Origin of the sequence: Brevibacillus sp. NPDC058079, assembly GCF_042885155.1 — a bacterium.
Lineage (GTDB): Bacteria > Bacillota > Bacilli > Brevibacillales > Brevibacillaceae > Brevibacillus.
Genome location: NZ_JBHVSO010000005.1, coordinates 404744 through 430152 on the forward strand (window position 1 = coordinate 404744; position 25409 = coordinate 430152).

The following is a 25409-nucleotide window of genomic DNA, read 5'->3' on the forward strand; positions in this document are numbered from 1 at the left end:
GGTTTTTTTATTCTAGAATAAAAATCATTCTCATTATTGACAGATAATGATTTTCATTATACGATGACATTGTTAATGATAATTAGTCTCAGCGAGAGCGGGAGGGTACCATGCGCTATCAGATTAACGGTTACACGGATATGTATACGGTGATCGCCAACGAGCGAAAAATCGGCGGAGCCATTGAAGCAGGCCAGATTCGCTTGCGGACGGGAGAAGTTTACGCCAATGCTGTTCTCACTCGTTTGGAAATGTCAGGTGCGCATTTTTGCTCAATCGGATTTGTAACAGAAGAAGGCAAAAGACTGATTGTCCATGTGAATGATATCAGCATGATCGCTGATGCTCGTCACGTCAACGTTTGTGAGCTGACGAACGAATGCATGAGAGTGGAGAAGTCCGCAGAGAGACTGAAGCGATTGAAGCGTCTCTGTGAACTGAATGAAGGCAGCTGTACGCCAACCTTCCAAGAAGAGGCATTGCTTTTGGCAAGCGATATTGGCATGGAAGAAGCGTCCACGCATGTAGACCTCTCTTTCCTCCCACACACAGAGAAACCACGTGTGTTTCGAATCGCCTAGGAAGATATAGCCCATACATATAGCCCCCTTTTCGTTAGAGACGAAGAGGGGTTTTTTGCATGCAGTGTGTCAAGACTAACGATTGAACAACCGCTCGACATAGTCAAAACCTATCCGCTCATAGCTAGTAAGGATTGGACTTACGCTGTTGACAGTGATAAAACAAGGATAAGCAAAATCAAGGGGGAACGGAACATGGAGTACTCATTTTCAAAATCTGTTGAAGCACTATCCTCCTCGGCTGTCCGGGAAATCTTGAAGCTGACCCAAGGCAATCAAGTGCTCTCGCTCGCAGGTGGACTGCCAGCAGAGGATTCTTTTCCAATCGCAGAGATGCGTGAAGCGTTCAACCGCGCATTCGAACAAGGAGCAAAAGCTCTTCAGTACGGATTGACTGATGGATACTTGCCGCTTCGTGAGTGGATTGCATCCCGCATGAAGCAAAAGCATATGAACGTCGGTGTAGATAATATGATCATCACTACGGGCTCTCAGCAAGCAGTGGACTTGTTGTGCCGTGTATATTTAGATGAAGGCGATGTCGTTCTCGTAGAAAACCCTACCTATTTGGCAGCGGTTCAGTTGTTCCAATTCCGGGGAATCAAAGCGATTCCCGTAGACGGCGATGCTGATGGGATGGATATGGACGATCTGGCGAAAAAAATTGCCCAGTATCGCCCGAAAATGGTGTATGTCATTCCTACCTTTGCTAATCCGACAGGAAAGGTATGGAGCCTCGAACGCCGTCTCGGTTTGCTTCGTCAATGCAAGGCCCAAAACATTCTCATCCTGGAAGACGATCCATATGGAGAGATCCAATTTGATGGGGAAGCTCCGTACCGCTCGATTTTCTCACTGGATGAGCATCCGACCGATTCCTGTGTGGTGTACACCAGTACCTTTTCTAAAATTGTCGCGCCAGGCTTGCGTACTGGATGGGCCATTGGAGATACACGCGTGATTCAAATGATGGTGAAGGCGAAGCAAGCAGTAGATTTGCAGTCGAGCACAATCGACCAGTACGCGCTGTATGAGCTTTTGTCCCGCTTTGATCTGGAGCGCCACATTGAGAAAATCCGCGAGTCCTACAAGGCGCGCATGGAATGGATGCATGAGCTCTTAGTTGCGCAAAACTGGGAGGGCGTACAGTGGGAAAAACCAAGAGGCGGGATGTTCCTCTGGGTGAATCTTCCTGAGCACGTCGATGCTGAGAAGCTGCTGGCCCGTTCCGTACAGGAAGGCGTGGCATTCGTGCCAGGGAAGCCGTTTTATGCAGCCGAGCCGCCAGTTAATACGATGCGCTTGAACTATACACTCTTGAACCGGGAAGACACGGAGCTTGCGATCTCACGACTGGGCAAAGCATTCCACGCCCATAGCGAATCTCTGGTGACAAATGTTTAATAGAAGCAAAAAGACAACCATTGCCATTGAGCTGGTTGTCTTTTTTGATTTATGTCTTACAGGGAGAGCTCTCTTTGTGCCCGATCCAGCCATTCATTCACAAGCTCTGTAAACAGAAGCGGCTGCTCAATCTGCAAGTTGTGTCCGGCACAATCGAGTGCGGCAAAAGAAGAGCGGGGATAGCCTTCGATGATATCCCAAATATCGCGATAGCCGACAGAATGATCTTGTTTGCCCACAACAAAAAGACTCGGGTGGGGGAAGGGGGCCGTATCCAATGGGAAGGACACACCGTATGACTGTCTGATTTTACTGAGGAAAGAAGGGTCAGACAGCATGTAGCCGTCGACGATCTCTTTTTTATAGCGATTCCACGTATAATCGGTAGCTACTACCGCCATCGACGCAAACTCCGCTCGTTCCGTCTCACTCAACTGCTCCCAGAGAGAAGGCTCTTTTACTAAGATGGGTTTATCCGGCAGTGTGCGCTTATCTTTATCAGGAATGACGTTCGGGCATATGAAAAGGGCGCCCTTCACTTGATCCCGGCGCTTCTCAATAACTGCTCGTGTAAGATATCCGCCGTATGATTCACCTGCAATGAAAAAGGGCTCACCTGGAATGAGCTGATCGATGAACGAGAGGACAACCTCCAGAATATCGTCCGTGGTGTGGATATGTTCGTAGTTTTCCGTTTGTCCCATTCCAGGAAGGTCTATGTAAAGTCGTCGATATCCTGAGCGTTTCTCAAAAATTGGTTCCAGACAACCAGTCATGCAGCGGTGATCAAGTGAAAAACCATGAATCATCACGACAGGAAAACCGCTTCCGATCTCCTCATAATAAAGGTTGACGCCATTGACCTCGCATCTCATAAAAAGCCTCCCAACGACACTTGTGTCAGATTGTTTCGAAAGTTTGGAACGTACGTTCTTATTATAAGTCATATGTTAAATATTTCAAGGATGAAAAAACACACCCACGACGAGAATCGTCAATGGGTGTGTCAAAGAGCTTCCTATTCTTCTGTTTCTTCCAAAGTGCAAATTGCGCTTGGGCGCTTGATGCGCAATACAACGCACTCATACACACGGAACAGACTGTTCATTTGCTCGTCTCCGAGGAACGCGGAGTCGAAGTCTTCTGCAATCGCCAGGTCGAGATTGTGGCGGCCAGTCGCTACCAATACGCCGGAACGGCCTTTAATGGTAGGAGATTGGAAGACGCCATCTGTAACGAGATTGCGAACATGCTCGATCTCAAGCACGTTAGTGCCTTTGTGCACGCGATGCAAGAGAGAGTAGAGCTCAGGAGAAACAACCAGTGCATATGGACCGCTGTGGCCCATTTTCAACAGCTTGTTGCGTGCTTCCACGATATCGGCAAACGCATTGCCAGATTCCATCCAATCGCTCTTCAGATGAGTGAGGCGGCCTTTTACGTTCATCAGACCTGGGAGGTCGAATTCCGCAGCACCGTTGAAGATCAGATCGTCTTCCATCAGTGCACCACCAGCAGCTGCATTGGCAGCCGCGCTCATGTCCAAAGGCATGCCCAGTGTGCGTGCTTGGGCAACATCGCGCCAGTAGAGCATGAAGTCCTTGTACAGGATCGGAATCGTCATGCTGACACGGCGGCTAGGCTGTGTCATTTCCAGTGATTCTCCACGCAGGGAGAGACCGCCAAAACGGGATTCCTCATATACATCGTTGGTAATGGTTTGGATGCCTTCACCCAATGGTCCATAAATATCGATAAAACGACGTCCTACCAGCTGGCGGCGAGCCATGTCAACGACAGTTGCGTCCAGCTGATTCCATTCTTCAGTCGTCAAGGGAGAGTCTGGGTATTTACGAAGCTTGTCCATAGTGTAACCTCCATGTCATTTCAGGATTTCCGGTTCTTTACATTCCTTTCAAGCTGCCAACTGTCAGTCCTTTTTTGCCAGAAGCTGCAGGGGCGGAATGCTTGATCACGGAAGCAACACCGTGAGGAGCGGAAGCCGAAGCTTTCAAATGATCTACCTGGTGAATGTCGTGCCCCTCATCGTGATCAGTGAGATCAGGATGAGCTGCATCAGAGAATCGCTGACTCATGATCGCCATGATCTCTTTGACAGTCAAATAGTCTGTATGCGTCTTTTCGCGCATGCCATCCAGGAGCTGACGTGTTTCGTCATCCTTGAATTCATACAGAGAGAGCTCCAGATGCTCGCGGAAATTGTGCAGTCCAAAACGTTCCAGATTCACATCGGACAGCATTTGCGAGAGGTCGCGATCACTGAGCTGATCCAGACTTTTTCCTGAGGATAGCTTCTCCAGGTAGGGAACCAATTCCTGCAAGCGACCCATGCGCTGTTCTTCTTCTTCCAAAATATGATGGTAGTAAAGACGAGTATGCTCGTCCGTTGCCGCGTCGATAATCGGCTGGATAACGCCCATGAAGCTGTTGATATAACCTTTGGTGCGATCAAAAATGGCGTGCAGCTGTGTAATTTCTTGCACCTACGCCACCTCCTCATTCACAATCTATTTTTTCATTATACCGTTGGTAAAAACACCCGGGCAACACCTATGTACATTTTCTTATGATTACGAAGAATATGGTGCGGTGTAATTTGGAAAAGGGGGCAGGAACGTTAGAGCGCCGTGGCTTTGCCTATCGGCTTCGTTTCTAGTTTTGTTTTTTGACAAAAAAGTTATCATGGAGAGTATTGTCAAAGGCAATTGGGAATGATAATATTTATCAATAAGAGTGATATTCATTATCAATTAACGTTCTGAGAAGAAAACATAAATCCTACAATCACCTAAATTTAAGGAGGTAACAAGTAATGTCATCCATTTTAGTAATTGGCGGAGATCGCCTGGGCAATATTATCGAACTTCTGCAAGGACAAGGCTTCAAGGATATTCACCACGTAACTGGACGGAAAAGCTCGCAAACCGGGGTGAAAATACCAGCTGGTATCCACATGATTCTGGTGTTGACTGATTTCGTCAATCACAACTTGGCCAAAACCGTGAAAAACCAAGCTAAAGATCGCGAGCTACCCATCGTTTTCTGCAAACGTTCGTGTTCTGCGATTGCCAAAGCTTTTGATCTCACTGCGTAAATACATACTCTCCCGGTAGGGCAGACTACGATCGTGAGTCTGACATAACGGAGGAATGACGCGCATGGAACAGAATCGTTTGAGTGAACTGCCTATCGCACAGCTTACGGCCGCTCAGCTGCAACAATTAAAACAGGCAGAAGAACAAATCAACACAGAAGGTCCAAATGTATATCTTATTGCATTAGAGAAGCAATCCCCGTCCTCCTAGACGGGGTTTTTTTATTGAAACGTTTGCTTCTCACTTGAATACGTATTGCTCCAATTGCATTTTGAGGGCGTCAATTCCGATGGCGAAGCCCAAGCATTGGCTGGATTGAATGATGAATGCATTGAGACCAACGACTTCCCCATTCAAATTAATGAGTGGACCTCCGCTATTTCCTGGGTTAATGGCAGCATCCGTTTGAAAAATTTCTTCGTACATTCGCTTCGCAACCTGTAAGCGGCGGTTTTTGGCACTGATGATCCCCGCTGTCACAGAATTTTCCAATCCAAGTGGGGAACCACCTGTCGCCATACAGGCAAAATTAGGGGAAATTTCAGTGAAAAGACAAAAGATGCAGGCAGACCTCTCGATTTTTCTGACCAGAGGCAGCGTCTGTTGCTTCCGCGTCAACACGTTGGATGAGTGTGCACACGAGTAATCGCCGTTCTGTTTCATTTGCATGCGTCCAAATGAGATGCCAATTAGAAAGGGCATTTAGATCAAGCGGTTGTCCTTTTGAAAAAGCAGAGTATGTCCGTTCCCGTTCTTTTGCAGCCAGCTCCAACGCACTGATTTTCTCTCGTAAGGCAGGGAGAGTAAGGAATCCCTCTTCATAAGCTTGTTCCCAGCGCTGCCTCCGAATTTGCAGCTGTTGCTCGGTTTCTTTCGCGGGAGCGCGGGAATTCGTCTGTAAAACAGTCTGATACACGTCCTTCAACGCAGCGATTGACTCTGGCGAATGCTGCATCAGCTCGTGCACAATGACTTTTTCCAAGCGATCCTCACGTATGGCAGGAGCCTCACACGTACCAGCCAGCTTGTTTTTACATAAATAGTAGCGGTGCGTGTAACGCTTTTCTCCTTTTCCCGTGATTGTGGTTGTTTTCCCACGCATAGAGGAGCCGCAACGCGAGCAGTACAGCAATCCGGAAAAGAGGTAGCGGGAGCTGAGAACGCGGGGATGGCTTGTGCCGCGAGTACTCATCCGTTCCTGCACCCGCGAGAAACAAGGCTGATCGATGATGGCGGGGTGAGTTGCCTCTTCGATAATCCATTCCTCCGGGTCATTGCGTTGTTGATCGGCGTCGGTGTAATTCCAACGCAACGCACCATGATAGACCGGATTTTTTAACAAGCGAAGCACGGCACTTGCACTCCATGAAGCGCCATTTTTGCCGCGCAATCCAGAATGATTCGCCCATTCAGCGATTTGGCGCGGAGATTCGCCTCGATCATAGCGCTCAAACATGCTACGTACGCCATCTGCTTCCCTTTGATTCACGACCAGCGTTCCTCGCACCAGATTGTATCCAAATGGTGCAGGTCCTCCTGGTCGTTTTCGTTCTCTTGCCATCTGGCTCATACCCAGCTTGACCCGTTCTGCGAGGTTTTCCCGTTCCCATTGTGCGAGGGCAGCCACTAAGGTTATAAACAGTCGCCCGATTGCCGTAGTCGTATCGTAAACCTCGGTGCAGCTTTTAAAGTGTACCGCATGTCGATCGAACTCCTGTAGGAGCTGATACAGATCAAGGACAGAGCGAGTGAGCCGATCGAGTCGATAGACGAGGACGACATCGATTTCGCCCGTTCGAATATCCTGCAGGAGCTGACCGAGTGCGGGGCGATTCGTATCTTTGGCACTTACGCCTTCATCTGCGTAAACTGCATGGACTTCCCAACCTTGGGAGTGAACGTACGAGAGCAGTTTTTCCCTTTGAGCGGGGATCGAAAATCCTTCACGTGCCTGATCCTCCGTACTGACACGAATGTAGACGGCCGTTCGCATCGCCCGTCCTCCCTTCATCTCGGGTTGCTAGAGTCTACAGCAAAAGGGAGGAGCTTATGCCTGACCGCAAATAAAAAACCCCGCTTATCCGTCTTGGACAAGTGGGGTTATGCTACATCCAATTTTGGCCCCATTCGTGAATGGAATCAATAACAGGACGTAGGGCTTTTCCTTTTTTGGTCAATTCGTATTCAATGCGAACCGGAATCTCCGGGTACACTTTGCGCTCCAAAATCTCGAGCTCCTCCAGCTCCTTCAGTCTTTCAGAGAGCATTTTATCGCTCATATGTGGAACCATTTCGCGGATATCTTTGAATCGTACAGTCCCGCGTAGCAACACATGAATAATCAGGCCGGTCCAGCGTTTTCCAAGGACGTTCATTGCACATTCATATTTTGGACACATGTGTTCGCCTGAAAAATCTTGACTCATATCGGCGTCACCTCTATCTAGCAGCATTATTGTTGCCCTTTATTCTAACAGATTAGCTTGAAAAAAGTAAGTAACGAAAAGTTGGAATGACACTTTGTCAATGGCTGAGAAGTCAAGCCCGTTTTCATGGACAAATGTTTCCCTATAAGGTGTCCACACATACACTAATCGCGAAAGAAAAGAAGCGAAGAGGGTGTTACGATGCTTCCAAAACGGGTAATCGGCATTTTAACCTGGCGGGAGGGTTTGCGCTTTGAGGAACCAGACTATTTGCGAAAGCTGGTTCAAACAGGGCGAAAGCTAGGCGCAGAAATCTACCTGTTTTCGCATCAGGACGTCAATGTTCCCGCAAGAAAGATCAAGGGCTTCATCCCCAAACCGGGCGGGGGCTGGATGAGTAAATCGTTCCCTTGGCCAGAAGTTGTAATTGATCGGTACCGCCGCAGGGTAAAGGAGTATATCCGGCTGCGAAATAGCGATCTGTTTTTCTTTGCAAACAGTCCATTCAGTAAAAAATGGAGAGTGACGAATCTGCTTGCTTCCGATGAACGCGTCAAACGCTGGATTCCGGAGACGCATGTCTACGGCAAAGGCTTGGTCCGAAACATGCTCGCACGCCATCGGCTCGTCTATATCAAGCCAGGCAATGGAACAGGGGGAAGGAGCATCCTCAGAGTGAAGAACAGCGGCAAGGAGTATAGCCTCTCTGGACGTGACAAAAAGCATAACTATCGTGTGGCCCGGATTGATACGGTGGAAGGCGTGGAAAAATGGGTCAAAACGTGGGTGGAGGAACAGCGTATTCGCGATGGTAATTTCCTGGTGCAGCAAGGATTGGACCTAGGACTGCTACGCAAGCATGTCGTCGATGTACGGCTATTGATTCAAAAAGACGAGCGTGGGGAGTGGGCGGTGACAGGCTGCGCAGTACGCATGGGAGAGAACGGTAGTGCTACTTCCAATTTGCATGGGGGAGGCAAAGCGATTCCCTTTGAATGGTTTATGTCCAGGCGATTTGGAGGGGAGCGGGGAGAGCTGATCAAACAGGAATGTTATCGGCTTGCTTTTGATGTAGCAAACACGCTCGAGGACTATTTCGGCCGCATGATGGAATTCGGACTGGACATTGGGGTGGATGTGGACGGACGTGCGTGGTTAATCGAAGTGAACCCCAAGCCGGGGAGAGAGGTTTTTCGCCAGATGGGTGACATGGCGCTATACAAAAAGGCGATAGCTCGTCCCGTTCAATTTGCGCTGTATTTGGCCCGGAACTAGGCTCGTTTTTTGTCTCTTTGAACACAGGTGGAGAACCGACGCTAATGACCCATTCTCCTACTTTTGTATGAGAGGAGTTGCCGAGTGGCAGCGGATATAGCTTGCAGTCTGCATCAATTTTGATGACGGCGTAATCCCGGACTCGATCAGCTATAATGCGTTTGGCTTCAAACACTCTACCGTTATATAGCTTCACGAAAATGTTTTTGGATTTGCCGATGACATGCTCGCTCGTCAAGATATACCCTTTCGGATGAAAAAGAAATCCGGAGCCAAAGCTTCGTTCCATGGGTGGAGAATTATCTTCATGATCAATGAGGCTGCGAATTAACGAATCCACGTCTTTGGAATGGGGAGCATCTTCGGTCACGATGGAGACTACTCCCTCTTGAACTCGCTCGACAATGGGAACGAAGAAATTAAATGGGTGCAGACTGCTGCTGCTCACAGGGTACTTTACCCGCGTATATTGGGACCATTTTTTACTTTTCACCGATCTCTCCCCCTACAGCAGATAGGTATGTATCATCTTATGGGGAGCGGAGGGGGAAGGGACGCCCAATTTCTAGTCGAGTGTTTGGATATATCATTAATTTTGATTGATATAATAAAGAAATAGCATTGGTATAATTATTTGAATGCCTTTATAATAACATGTAGTTAAAGAATATTTTGAACATAAAGGCTAAGTCCTAGCCGCTAGAGAGAGAAAAAGAACGGTAACGGAGGATGCGAAGAGATGGATGTTAAAACGATCATACTGGGTTTCTTGAGCTATGGGGAAATGAGTGGCTACGATATTAAGCAAGCGTTTACAAACAGCATTGGATTCTTTTATGACGCTAGCTTTGGTGCTATTTATCCAGCATTGCGCAAACTGGAGGAAGAAGGCTTCGTAACGAAGCAAGAAATCATTCAGTCTGGCAAGCCGAACAAGATTTTGTACCGTATTACAGAAGCCGGAAAACAATCTTTCCGTCAAGAAATCCAGACGCCTATCTTGCCGCCAGTATTGCGTTCAGACATGCTGGTTAAGATTTTCTTCGGCAAGAGCCGCACGATCGACGAGCAAAAGGATTTGCTAGAGGGCTGTTTGGATACACAACGTCAATTGCTCCAACAAAGTAAGGCCTCTTATAAAAAGCTGGAAATGAATTTTGACGAATATCAACGTTTTTGCTGGGAGTATACCATTCATCATCTGGAGTCAACGATTTCCTTTATGGAACAAAAAATGACTTCCTTGTTGAAACAACCAGCTTATTCCGTTTAGCCACATAAAGCGAAGGGCTCATGTCTTGTGAACAATGAGCCCTTCGCTTATTTTCATTTATTTAAGGTTTTCTGGATTGAGGCATTCGAGCTCAGGTACAACGAAACGTCCGTCTTTGCGGATCAGGCGATCATCGAACCAAATTTCTCCACCGCCCCACTCAGGACGTTGAATCATAACCAGGTCCCAGTGCACGGAGGATTTGTTTCCGTTAAATGCTTCATCGTAAGCCTGTCCTGGTGTAAAGTGGAAGCTTCCATCGATTTTTTCGTCGAAGAGGATGTCTTTCATCGGGTTTTGGATGTACGGATTCACACCAATCGCAAATTCTCCAACGAATCTGGCACCTTCATCAGTATCAAAGATTTCATTGATCTTCTCTGTATCGTTTGCAGTTGCTTCGACGATTTTTCCATCTTTGAAGGTCAGCTTGATATTGTCGTATGTAAAGCCTTGGTAAGGAGATGGCGTGTTGTACGCGATCGTACCGTTGACGGAATCACGGACAGGAGCAGTAAATACTTCTCCGTCAGGGATGTTGGCTTCACCTGCACATTTGATTGCCGGAATATCTTTGATAGAGAAGGTCAGATCGGTGCCTGGCCCTACGATACGTACCTTGTCGGTTTTCTCCATCAGCTCGACCAAGCTGTCCATGGCTGTATCCATTTTGCCGTAATCAAGCGTGCACACTTTGAAATAGAAATCTTCGAAAGCGGCGGTGCTCATGTTAGCCAACTGAGCCATAGATGCATTTGGATAGCGAAGTACGACCCATTTGGTATGCGGTACGCGAATGTCCAGTACAGGACGCGCTAGCAGCTTGGAGTGAAGCTGCATTTTGTCTCCAGGCACATCGGAGAGCTCACTGATGTTGTCTCCGCCGCGAATGCCAATGTAGCAATCCATTTGCTTCATGAAAGCCACATCTGCTTCACGCATGATACCCAACTGTGTTTCGTTGGCACCCATCAAGAGTTCGCGCTGAACGGATTGGTCGATCAGTTGGACAAACGGATTTCCCCCAGCTTCGTATACCTTAGCAATTACGGCTTTTGTCAGATCGGTAACGTTGCCAATGGAGTAAATTAAAACGTTTTCACCAGGCTTGACAGTCACTGAATAATTGACGAGGACGTCAGCCAGTTTTTCAATTCTTGGATCTTTCATAGGAAGGGGATCCCTCACTTTCCATATCATTCTTATCCATTGTACACAACTCAAATAGAAAAAAGCTACCCACTGGCGAGGGTAGCTTGCGGAGGAAACGCGCTTGAAGGATTCGGTACTTCATGTATATGCAACGGCCTGCTAAATATGGCTATATCTTCGGGGAAGAAAGATTAGTCGCAGCTGCACCCGATAATAACCAGCAGGATGAAAAGAATCAAAACCAGAGTGAAGCCGTCGAATTCTCCATTAAAGATGCCGCTCATCGAATAAACATCCTCCTCATATGTGTGTTAAGCCTCTTGTGCTTACATCTACAACATATGGGTGATGGCATAGGACCGAACCGGGCATCCGCCCATTTTTAAGAAAATTGTTTGGGGAATCTCTCTTTTTCATACTCTTGCAGTTCTCGATGTTTATTATTCTGAAAAGCAGGAAAAGCTAGAGGATACCAAAAGACTTTGCAAGTATGAAAGGATGTTTATGTGATGCAAAGATCATTATCGAGCCTGCAGCATGATCTGGTCCAAATTACGATTAATGTTGGAGAAGAATTTAAATCCATTGTGTGGAAAGCGCAGTACGATATGGACTTCAATACAGAGTGTCTGTTTTGTTTTTCCGAGCAAATTACCGGCTACCGTGTAGAAGATGAAGACGGAAAAGCGGGGAAAGTCGCTGTTTGTCCGCATTGTGAAAAAGTAAACGCTATCTACGCGTGAAATTGAAGTTTGATCGCAAAGGAAAGACGATGCTGCTTGCTAGCATCGTCTTTTTAGTATGTTTAAGTTGTTGCAAGTTTTAAAAGGTATCGATGAACGCACAAAGCTGGTGAGAAGAAAAAGCACAGGGCTCGTAGACCTTGACAACGCCTACCCAGTCGGAACTTCAAAAAGGGGACCACGCTTGTCGAACACTTCTCCCTTGAGAATCTTCCGCCCGTAGGGTGGCTTTGGCTCGACGGTCCCCTTTTTGAAGTGTAGACGGACAGTCCAATCCCCCTTGCGGTCGTGTCAGAGTCGAAGAGAACTGTGCTTTTTCTTCTCCTCCACTATGTTGACTCTAAGTCTATATCTGACTCTATATCCACCAAGTACCACCTGCTCTTTAGCAGGATTGAAAGGAGGCTTCTCGAATAGTATGAGAGGCATACATAAGTAGATATAGGGGTGAACACCGTGCAAAAGAAATGCAGCCGCTGCGGGAACGAAATGGAGATCGAGCTGCGCAACGTCGTGTACCGGAAACGGGTTAAAATTATGAATGTACCTGTACACGTCTGCGTGGACGAAGACTGCGACCATTCCCAAGTGGTAGATGTGATTAAGAATGATTTGAAGTCACTCATGGAGGAACTGGGCCAACATCCGCAGCGCCAGGCAATCGAATTCGAAGAAATGTCAGATTTATCCAACTTATTGGTATTGATTGCTAATGAGAAGGTGAATTCGACCGTAAGAGAATTACTTGGTGAAAAAGTCAACGAGCTATTGGATCTGTTTTTGTTGGCGCAGTCCCTTGGCGATGAAAAATGGATGCTGGAGCTACGCGAACGTCTAACGAAAATTATGGTGTAAGGATAAAGAGATGCCTAGCAGAAAGGTATCTCTTTTTTCGTTTCTCCACTGCACCGCAAATGTAGACTTTGCTGCTTGGACTTATGTATACTGATAGGCACATGAGATAAGGAGAGATGAACATGTCACAAAAACAGCTTCACTCCATAGAAGAACTGGATGAGTTCGTAGCGAAAAATGGGAAAAAGCTTTTGTTTAAGCATAGCACGATCTGCCCAATCAGTACGTCCGCTTATGAAGAGTTTCAGGCGTATTTGCTGGACAATCAAGTGGATTCTGCGGTCATTCTGGTACGGGAGGATCGCCCTGTCTCCAACGCCGTAGCAGATCGTTTTTCCATCAAACACGAATCTCCGCAAATCTTTTTGCTGGAAGACGGAGAAGTAAAATGGCACACGTCTCACTGGAAAATTACAAAGGACGCGATTGGTCAGGCGCTTAACGCGTAATCAAAAAGCCGGGACACCCGATAAGCGAGGTGAAAACCGGCTTTTTGCATGGAGAAAAAGAGGGCTGGAGAGACTATTCCCAGAATAGCTCCAACTTGTCTCCACTTTTCAATTCTGTCTGGAAGTTGGCTTGTTCGCCGTTGACGAGCATGACGAATCCGGAGATACTCTCACGGTCGGGCTTTTCCAAGGAAACATCGACAAAACGAAAGACGTCGCTAAACACAGGGGTAGACGCAGGTGAGGATTTTACCGTGATGTCGGCACCTTCGCTCACGGGATCAGAGGCATTCGCCGCTTTTCCGTCTACCGTAATCGATACCTGTGCGACAGGCAATACGACCCGTTCACCATTGAAGTGGACAATCATTGTCTCCTGTACCCATTCTTCCAAGGGGATGACATCCTGAATGGAAGGAGCGGTGATTTCATCTTGCCGGTATACGAGGACATCGCCTTGCCGGACGACATCTGTCAAGGCAACTGGCCTTCCGTTCAACTCGATCACCTCGATATGGGACGGAATCGTGTAATCTTGTCCATTCACAGAAAAATGTAAGCCTGATTCCACTGATGCTTTTATTTCAGCGAGCTCTACTACCTCATATACTGTGCGGGGGAGACGGATGTCCACCTCGGCACGATCTGCGATTAATGTATCGAGAGTGGCAGCGGCTCCGTTTACAAGAACGACTGGACCGAGCGAGTAGGGACGGTCATTGCAAATCACTTCAAACGTGTCCAGCTCATCGAATAAATCTTTGGCAAACACACGTGCATCATCGCCATTTGTACCTGCCACTACGGTGATTTGGTCCCCGTCATTGATTGGCGTGTCGAGACTGACGCTCTCTCCGTTGCGCTCCATCACCGGCGCCGTACCATGTCCACCCGGAATCATTTTCATCCGTCCATTTACGGTGACTGTCATGGCCAATCCGGGGCGACCATACAGACGGCGGATATCCAGTCCGGATGCAATGAGCGCATCACCCAACGTCATTTTTCGTAAATCGAAGATGCGCACAGGAGCGTCATTTACTGTAACGGTTACATAGCGCAACGGATGACGGCGCGCAGCAACAGCAATACCGACTGGCGTTACGAACTCAGGTCCACTGAGCGCAGGATTGTCTCCGACGTACTGTTTGATCGCATCGCCGCCTCTGACAGCAACACGGGCGGCAGGAATATTCAAGACCTGAGCGACTTTTCCAGTAAGCCCAGGAGTGAGGCTGCCGCCACCGATCAGCATGACCGCTTGCGGAGCTTTTCCGTTGAGCTCCAATATTTTGAAGGCAATTTTATCGGCGAGTTGCTGGATGTCTGCTTCAATCGCACTCGTTACCTCGGCAGCGCTCATCGTATGCTCCATGCCAAGAATGTCGGTGAAGGTGACGGATTCCTCAGTGGATAAGAGACGCTTCACTTCTTCTGCCATCGGAAAATCCATGAGAAAGGCGTTCATGAGTGCATCTGTGATTTCATCGCCTGCAACAGGCACCATGCCGTAGGCGGTAATCGCGCCTTCCTCAGTCAGCGCTACGTCAGAAGTACCTGCACCGATGTCCACCAATGCGATATTCAGTCGGCGCATGGTCACAGGAATCAGGACGTTAATCGCCGCAATCGGCTCAAGCGTCAATGCCTGCATTTCCAGATCGCATCGTTTCAAAGCAGCGATCAGCGAATCGACAACCACGCGTGGAAGGAAAGTTGCGATCACATCTGCGCTTGCTATGTCACCCCGCTGGTCAATCAGACTCCCGATCAACTCTCCATCCAGATGGTAATGGACGACGCTGTAACCGACGCAATAATAGCGGGTGACGTCTTGATCCTTTAGCTCTTGGGCTAATGCGGATTGGGCCTCCTGTACAGCGGAAAACTCCAAAGCGACAACATCTTCACGCGAGATGAAGGCATGTCTGGCTAACGGCATGTCCACACGAACGCGACGGGTGCGCAATGACCGACCGGCAGCAGCGACCGCTACCTGATGCAGTTTTCCATATTTTCCTTCCAGCTCTTCTTTTATTTGTTGAATCACCTTAGCTACGGCGACAATATCGTGAATTTGCCCATCGAGCATGGAGCGTTCATCGTGCTCTCGAATTGCGCAGTCCAATACGCGGTACTGCTCTCCGGTCGTTTCCATGATCAGACCGACGACGCTGCGTGTTCCAATATCTAATGAAAAAATAAGCTCAGGGGCTGTGATGTCAGACAAAAGTAGGTCACTCCTTGTAAGAGGTTGTTCAAAAAGTCTTTACAATACTTATCGGTGATTTTTGAGTGTATCGGAAAGGAACATTCACTTTTAGCTAGAACATATATCCAAAACTATTCGATTCGAAAGGGAAAGAATCCTGTCGAATCAAGGAATCTTCTTCGGTTTGACGAATAATTGGAAAAGATAAAAAAACAGAAAAAATTTACTTTCGCGCTTTTTGGCGCTAAACTGCTGACAAGGGTGTTTGAATCGATTATAATTACCCTAATTTATCGATAAATCCCTATATAAAAAGAGGAGAGTGGAGAGAGATGGCACACGATCAAATCGAAACCATGCGCAAGCAGATAGACGAGATCAACCTGCAAATTCTTGAATTGGTCAACAAACGAGCTACCTTGGTTCAAGAGCTCGGCAAAGAAAAAGAAAAACAGGGCAGCAACCGTTTTGACCCAGAGCGTGAGCGCCAAATGCTCAATCTGCTCGTTGAAAACAATAAAGGTCCTTTCAATGACAATGCTATTCGTCATTTGTTCAAGCAAATTTTCCAAGTTTCCTTAGATCTGCAAGACGACGAAAAGAAAAAAGTGCTCCTCGTTAGCCGTAAGAAAAAGGCAGAGGATACTGTTATCACGGTAAAAGGCGTAGAGTTCGGTGGAAAAAATCCGATTCTCATCTCAGGTCCTTGCTCCGTGGAAAGCTACGAGCAAGTAAGAGCAGTAGCAGAAAACCACGCAAAACGCGGACTGCGCACACTGCGCGGCGGCGCATACAAGCCTCGTACTTCGCCATACGACTTCCAAGGTCTGGGTGAAGAGGGCTTGCAAATCCTCAAGCGTATCGGGGATGAATTCAACCTCGTAACGATCAGTGAAATCGTGACGCCAGCAGATCTTGAGATGGCGACGAAATACATCGATGTCATCCAAATCGGTGCTCGCAATATGCAAAACTTCGAGCTGCTGAAGGCGGCAGGTCGTGTGAACAAGCCGATCCTCTTGAAGCGTGGCCTCTCTGCTACGATTGAAGAGTTCATCTACGCGGCAGAGTACATCCTGTCCGAAGGTAACACACAAGTCATGCTGTGCGAGCGTGGAATCCGCACGTATGAAAAAGCGACACGCAATACGCTCGATATTTCTGCAGTACCACTCCTTAAGCAAGAGACGCACTTGCCAGTGTTTGTAGACGTGACGCACTCTACCGGTCGTCGTGATCTGCTCTTGCCTTGCGCGAAAGCAGGTTTCGCAGTCGGTTCTGATGGAATCATGGTAGAGGTTCACCCAGATCCAGATGTGGCACTGTCTGATGCGAAGCAACAGTTGAACATTCCACAGTTCAACGAGTTCGTTGATGAACTGCTCGCTTCTGGCTTGTACAAAGGCGAGATTGTGGCAACGAGAGCATAAGAATACCTTTTGAGTACGATTTGAAGGTCCTTCCTGCGCGCGGAAGGACCTTTCTCATTTGACGAACCATTGGCGACCAAGTAAGCTAGAATTACGTGCTGATATTGGTGAAGGAGGATAAGCCATATGGAAGACAACCATCAATGCTGCTCGACTGATCGGTCCACCGAAAGGCCGGATAATATCAAGTCTAATCTCATCTCCCGTCTCAATCGGGTAGAGGGACAAGTTCGCGGAATTCGCGGAATGGTAGAAAAGGATGTCTACTGCGACGACATTCTCAATCAAATTGCGGCTGTGCAGTCTGCACTGAATGCGGTTGGGAAAATGCTCCTCGAAGGACATATGAAAAGCTGTGTAATGGATCGCATTCAACAAGGCGATCATGAAGTGATTGATGAGCTTTTGAAAACGATGAACAAACTCATGAAGTAACGGGTGCGTAAGCCGTCAAAAACGATTGCATCGGCATACGGCTTGTCGTATCATAGGTGCATATATTTATGAAAACGCTTATGAAAACCAGAAAATAGGGAAATGAGGGTGCATGATGCCGGTTACTATATACGACGTAGCAAGAGAAGCGGGGGTGTCGATGGCGACAGTTTCCCGCGTAGTCAACGGGAATCCCAACGTAAAGCCTTTGACCCGAAAAAAGGTATTGGCTGCGATTGAGCGCTTGGGATATCGACCAAATGCGGTTGCTCGTGGACTCGCTAGCAAAAAAACGACAACAGTTGGTGTCATCATCCCGGATATCTCCAGTTTGTTTTTCTCCGAATTGGCGCGAGGGATTGAAGATATCGCTACCATGTACAAATATAACATCATCCTGTGTAACTCTGACCAACGGATGGAAAAGGAATTGCAGCTCATTAATACCTTGCTCGAAAAGCAGGTGGACGGGCTTCTGTTCCTGGGCGCAGAAATCAAAGAAGATCATTTGCAGGCATTAACAAGCACGTCTGTACCGACTGTACTCGCCGCGACTCGTGATGCGGACAACGTACTTCCGTCGGTTAGCATTGACCATTTCCAAGCCGCATACGATGCGACGGAAGCATTGGTTGCACGCGGGCACAAGCGCATTGCGATGATCGCGGGTCCTGCAAACGATCCATTGGCAGGGTTGATGCGCTATGAAGGCTATAAAAAGGCGCTGAAAGATGCGGGTATCGAGCTAGATGAAGAGCTGATTGCGACAGGCAACTACTTTTATGAATCAGGCTTGTCCACTACAAAAGCTTTTCTTGCCCTTAAAAATCCGCCGACGGCGATTTTCGCAGCAAATGATGAGATGGCTATTGGTGCGATCCACGCCATTCAAGATTCTGGCCTAAACGTGCCAGGTGACATCGAAGTCATTGGTCACGATAATATTCGTCTGGTTGAAATGGTACGTCCACGACTGACTTCTGTCGTACAGCCAATGTATGATATTGGTGCGGTGGCGATGCGCCTATTGACCAAGTACATGAATAACGAGAATGTCGAAGAGCATGTCGTGCTGCTGCCGCATCGAATTGAGTATCGGGAGAGCACAAAGCCCGAGCAAGCTTGATCGAAAAGGGACGTAGGCAATGGATAGCAAGAGGGGGATGGGAAATGCGTTACGGAATTATCGGCGCGATGGATGAAGAAATCGCGCTTTACTTGGAAGCGATGCAAGACACGACTACTGCCACCAAAGCAGGCATTACCTATTACACAGGTAAAATGGAAGGCAAGGATGTCGTGCTGTGCAAATCAGGAGTCGGCAAGGTGAATGCTGCCGTGACGACACAAATCCTCATCGATTCATTCCAAGTAGAACGTGTCATTTTCACAGGTGTGGCAGGAGCCGTTCACCCTGAATTAAATATTGGTGACATTGTGGTTTCGACGGATTGCATCCAACATGACATTGATGTGACGCCGCTGGGCTTTGAACCAGGACAGATTCCGTTTACAGAGCAATGGACTTGGCAAGCGGATGCTGGGTTGATGCAGCAAGCGGTCGATGCGGGCAAGGAGCTGGAAGCGGGAGTTCAAGTAGTGAGCGGGCGTATCTTGTCCGGCGACCAGTTCGTTGCCAGTCGGGAAAAGGTGCAATGGCTGTATGAGCAATTTGCAGCACATTGTACCGAAATGGAAGGGGCATCTGTTGGACAAGTATGTGCGATGAATGGCGTGCCGTTTGTCGTAGTTCGTTCGATGTCGGATAAAGCAGACGGCTCCGCGCATGTAAACTTCGTGGAATTTACCAAGCTGGCTTCCCAGCGCTCCTACGCGATTGTTCGTAACATGCTGACAGCTTCACAAGCATCGACAGCTGCGGGAGTGATCGTCTACTCGACGAAAAACTGTGTGGATTGCGACATGGTTAAAAATTGGCTGACAGCAAAAGATATTTCCTTTGAAGTGCGCGATGTCATGACGAGTCGTGCCTATCAAGAGGAAGTGGAGCGCTTTGGCTTCATGGGTGTGCCTGTAACAGTCGTAGGCGATAAAGCGGTAAAAGGCTTTGCACCTTCTGAGCTAGAAGAGCTTGTGAAATAAGTTTTGGAACAGAAAAAGCGTGCTGACCAGTACCTAAAAGGTACAAGGGCAGAACGCTTTTTTTTACGTATAGGAATTTATAAAATAAATTCCGGAGCGCATGAAAACTTTCCACTTAAACGCGGTCGCTCCTCATTGAATAGGCCTCGGTAGAGGTTTTCTTACTTCTCTGATCCAATAGGTGCGTACAGCATCGCACGTTCCAACGTAAGCCGATTTTTTTCCGTGATCTCTGCTCGTCGTGGGATTGTTGGGAATGGTTCGTCAAAAAGCCGAGGTGGCAAGGGCAAATCCGTTTCAGGCTGCCAGCGCTTGAGCCAGGCTTCAGGAAGATCACCGTCCGTAAGAGGCTGATCGCTCATCTCACTCCATACCAGTGTCCACGCTCGCGGCACCACCCGCCAAATATCGTAGCCCCCGCCGCCTACAGCAATCCAACGACCGTCGCAATATTTATGAGCGAGACGGTGGGCAAGACGAGGAATCGCTTGATAAATCTTCATCGAGCAAGACAAATGGGTGAGGGGATCGTACGCATGAGCGTCACATCCATTTTGGGTCAGGATGACATCAGGCTTGAAGCCAGCCGCTAGCTTTGACACTAGCTCTTCATATACTTCCAGAAAAGAATCGTCTTCCGTGAAGGCATCGAGAGGAACGTTGACAGAATAACCGTAACCGCTTCCATCTCCACGTTCAGACAAATTCCCTGTTCCCGGGAAGAGATACTTTCCTGTTTCGTGAATGGATACAGTCAGTACATGAGGGTCATCGTAAAACGCCCACTGTACCCCATCTCCATGATGGGCATCTGTGTCGATATACAGCACACGCGCATTCCAGTTTTTTCGCAAATAAGCGATCGCGACGGAGCAATCGTTGTAGATACAAAATCCAGAGGCGCGTCCACGAAAGGCATGATGCAGTCCACCAGCGGGATTGAAGGCGTGTTCTGCCTGTCCACTCATAACTGCGTCCACTGCGTTTAACGTACCTCCGACGATCAGCGAGGACGCTTCATGCATGTTCGAAAAACAGGGAACATCCTCTGTTCCCAAGCCATAACTGGCTGCCTGCGGAAGCTCGTGTTCACTATGGCCCTGATCGCGAACAAATTGGATATAACGTGGGTCATGCACCAGGGCGAGCTCTTCATCTGTCGCCTGTCGGGGAGTCAGGATGTCTGAGTCTTTGAGTATACCGTAACTGCTCATCAGATCGTGTGTGAGGAGCAGACGACGCTGGTTGAACGGATGATCATCATGAAAATAATATTGCGTGTAGTCTGGAGAGTAGATCAGACGAGCATTTCGGCTCACTGGGGTATCCCTCCTTCCGTAGGTCCGATTACGGAAAAGCCCTTTTCAAGAAGCAATTGCTTCACGATACGCGGATCAATTGTCTGTACCCGAAAAACAAGGTTCTTTTTTGCGGGCTGTTTCCCAGGAAAGACCACGACGCTGGTGACATTTACTTGTGCATCGCGAAAGACTTGACTGACTTCTGCCAGCATGCCAACGCGGTCATCTACTTCGACTTCGATATGGGAACTAGGTTTGTTTACGCCGAAAAGTTCGATCAGGCTAGAGAAAAGATCCGATTCTGTGATTAATCCTACGAGCCGATTCCCTTCGACGATGGGTAGTAAGCCGATTTTGTGCTCGTATAGTTGGAGGGCTGCGTCTTCGATGAAATCCAGTGGGTGGGCAGTGATGACTTGTTGATTCATGATGTCGGCTACAGGCTTGTGCAGGACGGTGTCGTCATCGTCATGTGTCAGCAGGCGAGAGGGGAGAGCGTCTCGCAGGTCACGGTCCGAGACAATGCCTACGAGTGAGTCGTTTTCAATGACAGGCAAATGCCTGATTCTGTTTGCACGGAGGAGAAGAAGCGCTTCTCCGATTGTAGTGGATGGCTGGATCGTGACAATTTTTTTCCGCATAATCTCTTCAATACGCATAAGAGTGACCTCCTGGAATCAAAAGGCATCCAAACTAGTACAGAAAACGATTTTGAAACCGCATAGCATCAAAGGCAACGACTGTTTCTGGTGGTACACGCTTGCCGATTTTTGCCATTAGACAGTTGGCGGGATGTGAGCATATTTCTGGATCATCTGTCGCCATCCAGCTCAGGCCTGCGCTGCCCATGACCTTTTCCATGACCTTTCTGTATTGCCATACATCGAGTCCTGTTCCTTTCAGATCCCAATGCCAGTAATACTCAGTTGTAATAATGACGTAGTCTTCCATGGCGTCGTCCAAGAAGGCGACTTCCAGCAGCTTTTTACCTACGCCACCCGCTCTCACTTTATGACTGATTTCAATCGCGCCCAGCTCCAGCAAATCAGGCAGTTGGGCTTGCGACCATCGCTCCAGTGGATCGGGGTGCAGAAAGGTCACGTAGCCGAGGACGAGGTCTCCTTCGCGTGCAATAATGATGCGTCCTTCAGGCAAATCAGCGATTTCGATGAGAGCTTCATGCTGCTGTTCAGGGATACGAAAAGCTTTCAGTCCCTCATCAAAGCGTAATGAGGCCAGATGACTTCCTGTAATCGGTCCTTCGACGAGCAGCTCCTTGTTGTTCACCATTAGACTCAATGAATGATAGCGTTTGATGTGCTCCATCAGTTCCCCCCCTTACGATTGTAGAAAAACAGAGATGGCGTCTAACCATCTCTGTCAGTTGTCATTCCAGTTTATTCTGTGGTGTTGGCAGTTACGATGTTAGAATGTGGCGATTCTCCGTAACTGTTGACTGCGGTAATGTAATAGTTGCTGCCATTCGGTACTTCTGCTGCATGTGTAAAGCTTGTGCTAGAGACTGTACCGAGCAGCAAGTAGCCACTTGCTGAGTCTGGGCTAAAATATACGTTGTACATCTGCTCAGACGAGCTGCTTCCTTTCCACTGTAGCTGCCAACCGTTTGGCGTATTCTTGATGGACAAGGATTTCGGAGCAGCAGGTGGTGAAGTGGAATCAGTGTTTGTATTCGTGCCTCCTGATCCATCTGGCGGGTTAGTCGCAGTTCCACCTGGATCTGTTTGACCATTCCCGTTATTGTCCGTCGGATTCGGGATGCCTGTTTCCGTACCTTGATTTGGATCAGGCAACTGCCATGTCTGTGTAGAACCGACAGAAGCGATTGCGGAAGGCTGCGATTCATTGCCAGCGATATCCACAGAAGTGACATAATAGCCTAAATCTCGATGGGCTGCAGTCGTATCGGCAAAAGTCAATTCCGATGGATCTTTCACAGTCGCTACTTTGACAAAGCCGTTCTGCACATCAGCGCGGTAGATGCGATAACCGACCAAGTCAGCTTCTTTGGCTGATTGCCACGTAAGCGAAATTTGCTTGCCTGAGCCTGTAGCTGTTACACCGCTTGGCGAAGCTGGCGCTCCACCTGCCTCTGTGCGAGGGTCTTCCTTGTCAGGCAAGCGGTCCTCCCAATCTGGCGGTTGGGTGGCGACTCTACTGTTTTTCGCTTGAATTTGCTCCTTGGTAGGGAGCGGATCAGGTGAGCGGTAGAAGACGCTTTCGGTAACAAAATCTTCAGGTGTTCCTTCCTTCGCCAAATACCGTTCGCCATTATACGTAATGACGCGTGCTTTTTGGTGGGTATCGTCCACCTTCTTCGGAACGAATTTGCTGTTGAACAAATCAGTGATCAAATGGCCTGCTTCTTTTGAAAGCTCACTTGGTAAAAGACCCGATTTCGAGTCAACAGTCGCGCTGACAATTCCTGCCGGCTTTTTAAAGGTGGAGTCAGGAGGTGAAAGGTTCGGATGCTTCGCAATGACATCCTTCATGACCTTACCCCATACGACCATCGGAACATATTTGTCCGCGTCTGGCATTGGATATGGCTCGTCAAAGCCAACCCATACGCCCATGGACAGCTCTGGCGTGTAACCGACGAAATAGAGGTCGTTGCTGTTATTCGTTGTTCCGGTTTTACCTGCCACATCGACTTTGCGCGGCACGTATTTGCGGATGTGTGTACCTGTACCGTTATTGACAACGGAACGCATCATATCCGTGATCAGGTATGAGGTTTGCTCGCTGTACACTTGCACAGGCTTGGTTTCGTGGCGATAAATGGCTTTTCCGGTGTTATCCTCAATTCGGTCAATCAGATAGGCATCCACGAAAGAACCGTGATTTGCGAATGTCCCATAGGCGTTTGTAATTTCCTCGACAGTTGTTCCGTAGGTAAGACCGCCAATTACGCCAGTGGCTGCATAGTTGTCAGCATCCACCAATGTTGTGATTCCCATTTTCTTTACGTATTCGAGAGCCGTTGGAATGCCAACTTTCAAATACGTCTTGATCGCCGGAATGTTCCAGGACATCCGCAGCGCTTCGCGGGCACTCATCATCCCTTGCCATTTGTTGTTCCAGTTCTTAGGTAAATGGGAACCGTTCTGACCGTCAGCGAGTAGTACCGGAGCGTCATCGATTGGGGATGCTGGCTGGAGCAATCCCAGTTCAAAAGCAGGAGCATAAGCGGCAAGTGGCTTCATGGCAGAACCAGGCTGGCGTGGTACAGTGGCGTGGTTCGTCTGTTCCACCTTGAAGTCACGTCCCCCGATCATGCCGAGGATGGCTCCTGTTTTGTTGTGAATCAGCATTGCGCCGACTTCTTCCAGAGCATTTTCGATTTTTTCTGTTTTGCCGTTAGAGCGACGAATCGTATAGGTACGATTCTTACCGAAGTTTTTCGGGTCGGCTGCAACAGCCTGCATGATGTCATATACGCTCTTGTCGATAGTGGTATGTATCTTGTACCCTTTTCGCAGTATGTCGCGACGTTTCTCTTCAACCAGCTGTCGGTATTCGTTGCGGCCGATGGTTGATTTGTCTCGTCCTTTTTCCAAGAGGTCTGCATCCACAAGTTGACGTGCGGCACGATCTTCAATCTCCATCATCAAGAAAGGTACTTCTCGATAAGCTTGCTGCGTCGGTTTTGCTAGCTGTGCCTTCAATTCACTGGCGAGAGCTCCATCGTATTGGGTTTGTGTGATGTAGCCATTTTCCAGCATGCGATCCAACACCATTTTTTGGCGTTCCTTCCCGCGCTGATAGCTTTCTGCACGGAATGGAGAGTAGGCACCTGGGTTTTGAATCATGCCTGCAAGATAGGAGCCCTCAGCGAGCCCGAGCTCTTTTACATCTTTGCCAAAAATCCCTTTCGCGGCAGCCTGAACGCCGTATACGTTTGATCCGTTGGCGTTTTTTCCGAAGTAAATTTCGTTCATGTAGGCTTCCAGAATCTGATCTTTGGAAAACATGCGCTCGATCCGAATCGCGGTAAAGATTTCACGGGCCTTACGGGTGTGGCTAACTTCAGCAGAAAGGATTGTATTTTTTACAAGCTGCTGTGTAATCGTACTACCACCTGTTACGACAGGCTGGTTGGTAATTTCCTGAATCGCTCCGCGCATGGTAGATTGCAGCGAAACTCCGGAGTGGTGGTAGTAGGTTTTGTCTTCAGTTGCGATGATGGCATTAATTAAATAGGGAGAAACGTCTGCTTTCTTCACCAAACGTCGATCGCCTTCTTCGGCCCGCAATTGGCCGATCAGAGAGCCGTCGTTGTAGTAGGCGAATCCAGTCAGATAGTTGGTGAAGATTTTATTCTCCAGTTCCTCCTTGCTGCGCACAGGCTCGTCCTTCACGAGTGCGGCAACATAACCTGTCACGATTCCTCCCGCAACTGCAGCTCCCATTAGCCCTAGTACGAAGACGATTTGGAAGATGATCCAGAACGTTCTACCACGGCTTCTGCGTCGCTTTTTCTTCGTCGGTTCAGAGGAAGATGTGTGGTTATTCGACATAGTTCTACGACCCCCTAGCATACCACCTGATTATACCATACGAGGAACCTAGAGGATAGAAAATGCGGAGGAGATAGCAAAATGTGTCAAAAACCGTTGAAAGTTGTCAACGGCAT

26 protein-coding genes and 1 pseudogene are annotated in these 25409 nt (G+C 48.3%); 13 read left to right on the forward strand and 14 right to left on the reverse strand.

Annotation, left to right across the window (positions count from 1 at the left end):
• Nucleotides 1-110: 110 nt before the first annotated feature.
• Nucleotides 111-581, forward strand: coding sequence for a hypothetical protein (locus ACFVS2_RS17735; RefSeq protein WP_088908737.1), 471 nt, complete (start codon nucleotides 111-113; stop codon nucleotides 579-581).
• A gap of 195 nt (nucleotides 582-776) precedes the next feature.
• The gene (locus ACFVS2_RS17740) at nucleotides 777-1985 is read left to right on the forward strand and encodes an aminotransferase-like domain-containing protein (protein WP_173618500.1); all 1209 of its coding nucleotides are present in this window, start codon (nucleotides 777-779) and stop codon (nucleotides 1983-1985) included.
• Between the two features lie 56 nt (nucleotides 1986-2041).
• Here ACFVS2_RS17740 and ACFVS2_RS17745 read toward each other — a convergent pair whose 3' ends face one another.
• The 3 genes from ACFVS2_RS17745 to ACFVS2_RS17755 form a co-directional block, all read right to left on the reverse strand.
• Nucleotides 2042-2860 carry an alpha/beta fold hydrolase gene (locus tag ACFVS2_RS17745; protein ID WP_390236112.1) on the reverse strand — a complete coding sequence of 273 codons (819 nt, stop codon included), beginning with the start codon at nucleotides 2858-2860 and terminating at the stop codon, nucleotides 2042-2044.
• Nucleotides 2861-3003: 143 nt separating this feature from the next.
• The gene (locus ACFVS2_RS17750; protein WP_007721249.1) at nucleotides 3004-3852 is read right to left on the reverse strand and encodes a family 1 encapsulin nanocompartment shell protein; all 849 of its coding nucleotides are present in this window, start codon (nucleotides 3850-3852) and stop codon (nucleotides 3004-3006) included.
• Nucleotides 3853-3889: 37 nt separating this feature from the next.
• Nucleotides 3890-4489, reverse strand: a complete 600-nt coding sequence (locus tag ACFVS2_RS17755; protein ID WP_390236115.1) for an IMEF encapsulin system ferritin-like cargo protein — start codon at nucleotides 4487-4489, stop codon at nucleotides 3890-3892.
• Between the two features lie 329 nt (nucleotides 4490-4818).
• On the opposite strand from ACFVS2_RS17755, the gene ACFVS2_RS17760 reads away from it, so the two are divergent.
• Both ACFVS2_RS17760 and ACFVS2_RS17765 read left to right on the forward strand, forming a co-directional pair.
• On the forward strand, nucleotides 4819-5100 hold the full coding sequence (locus tag ACFVS2_RS17760; protein ID WP_016742090.1) for a DUF2325 domain-containing protein: 282 nt from the start codon (nucleotides 4819-4821) through the stop codon (nucleotides 5098-5100).
• 64 nt (nucleotides 5101-5164) lie between these two features.
• Nucleotides 5165-5311, forward strand: coding sequence for a hypothetical protein (locus tag ACFVS2_RS17765; RefSeq protein WP_017250462.1), 147 nt, complete (start codon nucleotides 5165-5167; stop codon nucleotides 5309-5311).
• A 30-nt stretch (nucleotides 5312-5341) separates the two neighbouring features.
• Here ACFVS2_RS17765 and ACFVS2_RS17770 read toward each other — a convergent pair whose 3' ends face one another.
• The 3 genes from ACFVS2_RS17770 to ACFVS2_RS17780 all read right to left on the reverse strand — a co-directional run bounded on the left by ACFVS2_RS17770 (nucleotide 5342) and on the right by ACFVS2_RS17780 (nucleotide 7527).
• A complete protein-coding gene (locus tag ACFVS2_RS17770) occupies nucleotides 5342-5620 on the reverse strand; it encodes a S1C family serine protease (protein WP_007721243.1) in 279 nt (92 codons plus the stop codon).
• A gap of 22 nt (nucleotides 5621-5642) precedes the next feature.
• The gene (locus ACFVS2_RS17775; RefSeq protein ID WP_390236119.1) at nucleotides 5643-7094 is read right to left on the reverse strand and encodes a recombinase family protein; all 1452 of its coding nucleotides are present in this window, start codon (nucleotides 7092-7094) and stop codon (nucleotides 5643-5645) included.
• Between the two features lie 112 nt (nucleotides 7095-7206).
• Nucleotides 7207-7527 carry a winged helix-turn-helix transcriptional regulator gene (locus tag ACFVS2_RS17780; RefSeq protein ID WP_173618495.1) on the reverse strand — a complete coding sequence of 107 codons (321 nt, stop codon included), beginning with the start codon at nucleotides 7525-7527 and terminating at the stop codon, nucleotides 7207-7209.
• A gap of 201 nt (nucleotides 7528-7728) precedes the next feature.
• Here ACFVS2_RS17780 and ACFVS2_RS17785 point away from each other — a divergent pair, with 201 nt between their 5' ends.
• Complete coding sequence (locus ACFVS2_RS17785) at nucleotides 7729-8802, forward strand: YheC/YheD family endospore coat-associated protein (protein WP_390236121.1); 1074 nt, start codon at nucleotides 7729-7731, stop codon at nucleotides 8800-8802.
• Between the two features lie 79 nt (nucleotides 8803-8881).
• Here the strand turns inward: ACFVS2_RS17785 and ACFVS2_RS17790 are convergent.
• Nucleotides 8882-9091, reverse strand: a pseudogene (locus tag ACFVS2_RS17790) (trypsin-like peptidase domain-containing protein); the annotation flags it as partial.
• 450 nt (nucleotides 9092-9541) lie between these two features.
• Here ACFVS2_RS17790 and ACFVS2_RS17795 point away from each other — a divergent pair.
• Nucleotides 9542-10075 carry a PadR family transcriptional regulator gene (locus tag ACFVS2_RS17795; RefSeq protein WP_144613527.1) on the forward strand — a complete coding sequence of 178 codons (534 nt, stop codon included), beginning with the start codon at nucleotides 9542-9544 and terminating at the stop codon, nucleotides 10073-10075.
• Between the two features lie 57 nt (nucleotides 10076-10132).
• Here ACFVS2_RS17795 and ACFVS2_RS17800 read toward each other — a convergent pair whose 3' ends face one another.
• A complete protein-coding gene (locus tag ACFVS2_RS17800) occupies nucleotides 10133-11245 on the reverse strand; it encodes an aminopeptidase (RefSeq protein ID WP_173618493.1) in 1113 nt (370 codons plus the stop codon).
• Between the two features lie 173 nt (nucleotides 11246-11418).
• A complete protein-coding gene (locus ACFVS2_RS17805) occupies nucleotides 11419-11511 on the reverse strand; it encodes a YjcZ family sporulation protein (protein WP_017250455.1) in 93 nt (30 codons plus the stop codon).
• Between the two features lie 225 nt (nucleotides 11512-11736).
• On the opposite strand from ACFVS2_RS17805, the gene ACFVS2_RS17810 reads away from it, so the two are divergent.
• From ACFVS2_RS17810 to ytxJ, 3 genes are all read left to right on the forward strand, one after another.
• A complete protein-coding gene (locus ACFVS2_RS17810) occupies nucleotides 11737-11970 on the forward strand; it encodes a hypothetical protein (protein ID WP_007721226.1) in 234 nt (77 codons plus the stop codon).
• Nucleotides 11971-12426: 456 nt separating this feature from the next.
• Nucleotides 12427-12825, forward strand: a complete 399-nt coding sequence (locus ACFVS2_RS17815; protein WP_390236125.1) for a hypothetical protein — start codon at nucleotides 12427-12429, stop codon at nucleotides 12823-12825.
• Nucleotides 12826-12947: 122 nt separating this feature from the next.
• The gene (ytxJ, locus tag ACFVS2_RS17820) at nucleotides 12948-13274 is read left to right on the forward strand and encodes a bacillithiol system redox-active protein YtxJ (protein ID WP_173618491.1); all 327 of its coding nucleotides are present in this window, start codon (nucleotides 12948-12950) and stop codon (nucleotides 13272-13274) included.
• 73 nt (nucleotides 13275-13347) lie between these two features.
• Here the strand turns inward: ytxJ and ACFVS2_RS17825 are convergent, their stop codons facing one another.
• Nucleotides 13348-15504: a cell division protein FtsA gene (locus tag ACFVS2_RS17825; protein ID WP_390236128.1), complete on the reverse strand. Its 2157-nt coding sequence runs from the start codon at nucleotides 15502-15504 to the stop codon at nucleotides 13348-13350.
• Between the two features lie 314 nt (nucleotides 15505-15818).
• Here ACFVS2_RS17825 and ACFVS2_RS17830 point away from each other — a divergent pair, with 314 nt between their 5' ends.
• The 4 genes from ACFVS2_RS17830 (at nucleotide 15819) to ACFVS2_RS17845 (ending at nucleotide 19454) form a co-directional block, all read left to right on the forward strand.
• The gene (locus ACFVS2_RS17830) at nucleotides 15819-16916 is read left to right on the forward strand and encodes a bifunctional 3-deoxy-7-phosphoheptulonate synthase/chorismate mutase (protein ID WP_173618489.1); all 1098 of its coding nucleotides are present in this window, start codon (nucleotides 15819-15821) and stop codon (nucleotides 16914-16916) included.
• Between the two features lie 126 nt (nucleotides 16917-17042).
• Nucleotides 17043-17351, forward strand: coding sequence for a metal-sensitive transcriptional regulator (locus ACFVS2_RS17835; RefSeq protein ID WP_390236130.1), 309 nt, complete (start codon nucleotides 17043-17045; stop codon nucleotides 17349-17351).
• A 115-nt stretch (nucleotides 17352-17466) separates the two neighbouring features.
• A complete protein-coding gene (ccpA, locus tag ACFVS2_RS17840) occupies nucleotides 17467-18477 on the forward strand; it encodes a catabolite control protein A (protein WP_017250448.1) in 1011 nt (336 codons plus the stop codon).
• A 44-nt stretch (nucleotides 18478-18521) separates the two neighbouring features.
• A complete protein-coding gene (locus ACFVS2_RS17845; protein WP_390236133.1) occupies nucleotides 18522-19454 on the forward strand; it encodes a 5'-methylthioadenosine/adenosylhomocysteine nucleosidase in 933 nt (310 codons plus the stop codon).
• A gap of 161 nt (nucleotides 19455-19615) precedes the next feature.
• On the opposite strand, the gene ACFVS2_RS17850 is transcribed toward ACFVS2_RS17845, so the two are convergent.
• The 4 genes from ACFVS2_RS17850 to ACFVS2_RS17865 all read right to left on the reverse strand — a co-directional run bounded on the left by ACFVS2_RS17850 (nucleotide 19616) and on the right by ACFVS2_RS17865 (nucleotide 25293).
• Nucleotides 19616-20773: an acetoin utilization protein AcuC gene (locus ACFVS2_RS17850; protein ID WP_390236135.1), complete on the reverse strand. Its 1158-nt coding sequence runs from the start codon at nucleotides 20771-20773 to the stop codon at nucleotides 19616-19618.
• Complete coding sequence (locus ACFVS2_RS17855) at nucleotides 20770-21414, reverse strand: CBS and ACT domain-containing protein (protein ID WP_390236138.1); 645 nt, start codon at nucleotides 21412-21414, stop codon at nucleotides 20770-20772. Before ACFVS2_RS17855 ends, ACFVS2_RS17850 begins: the two co-directional genes overlap by 4 nt.
• Nucleotides 21415-21448: 34 nt before the next feature.
• Complete coding sequence (locus ACFVS2_RS17860) at nucleotides 21449-22081, reverse strand: N-acetyltransferase (RefSeq protein WP_390236140.1); 633 nt, start codon at nucleotides 22079-22081, stop codon at nucleotides 21449-21451.
• A gap of 71 nt (nucleotides 22082-22152) precedes the next feature.
• Nucleotides 22153-25293, reverse strand: a complete 3141-nt coding sequence (locus ACFVS2_RS17865) for a transglycosylase domain-containing protein (protein ID WP_390236143.1) — start codon at nucleotides 25291-25293, stop codon at nucleotides 22153-22155.
• Between the last annotated feature and the right edge of the window lie 116 nt (nucleotides 25294-25409).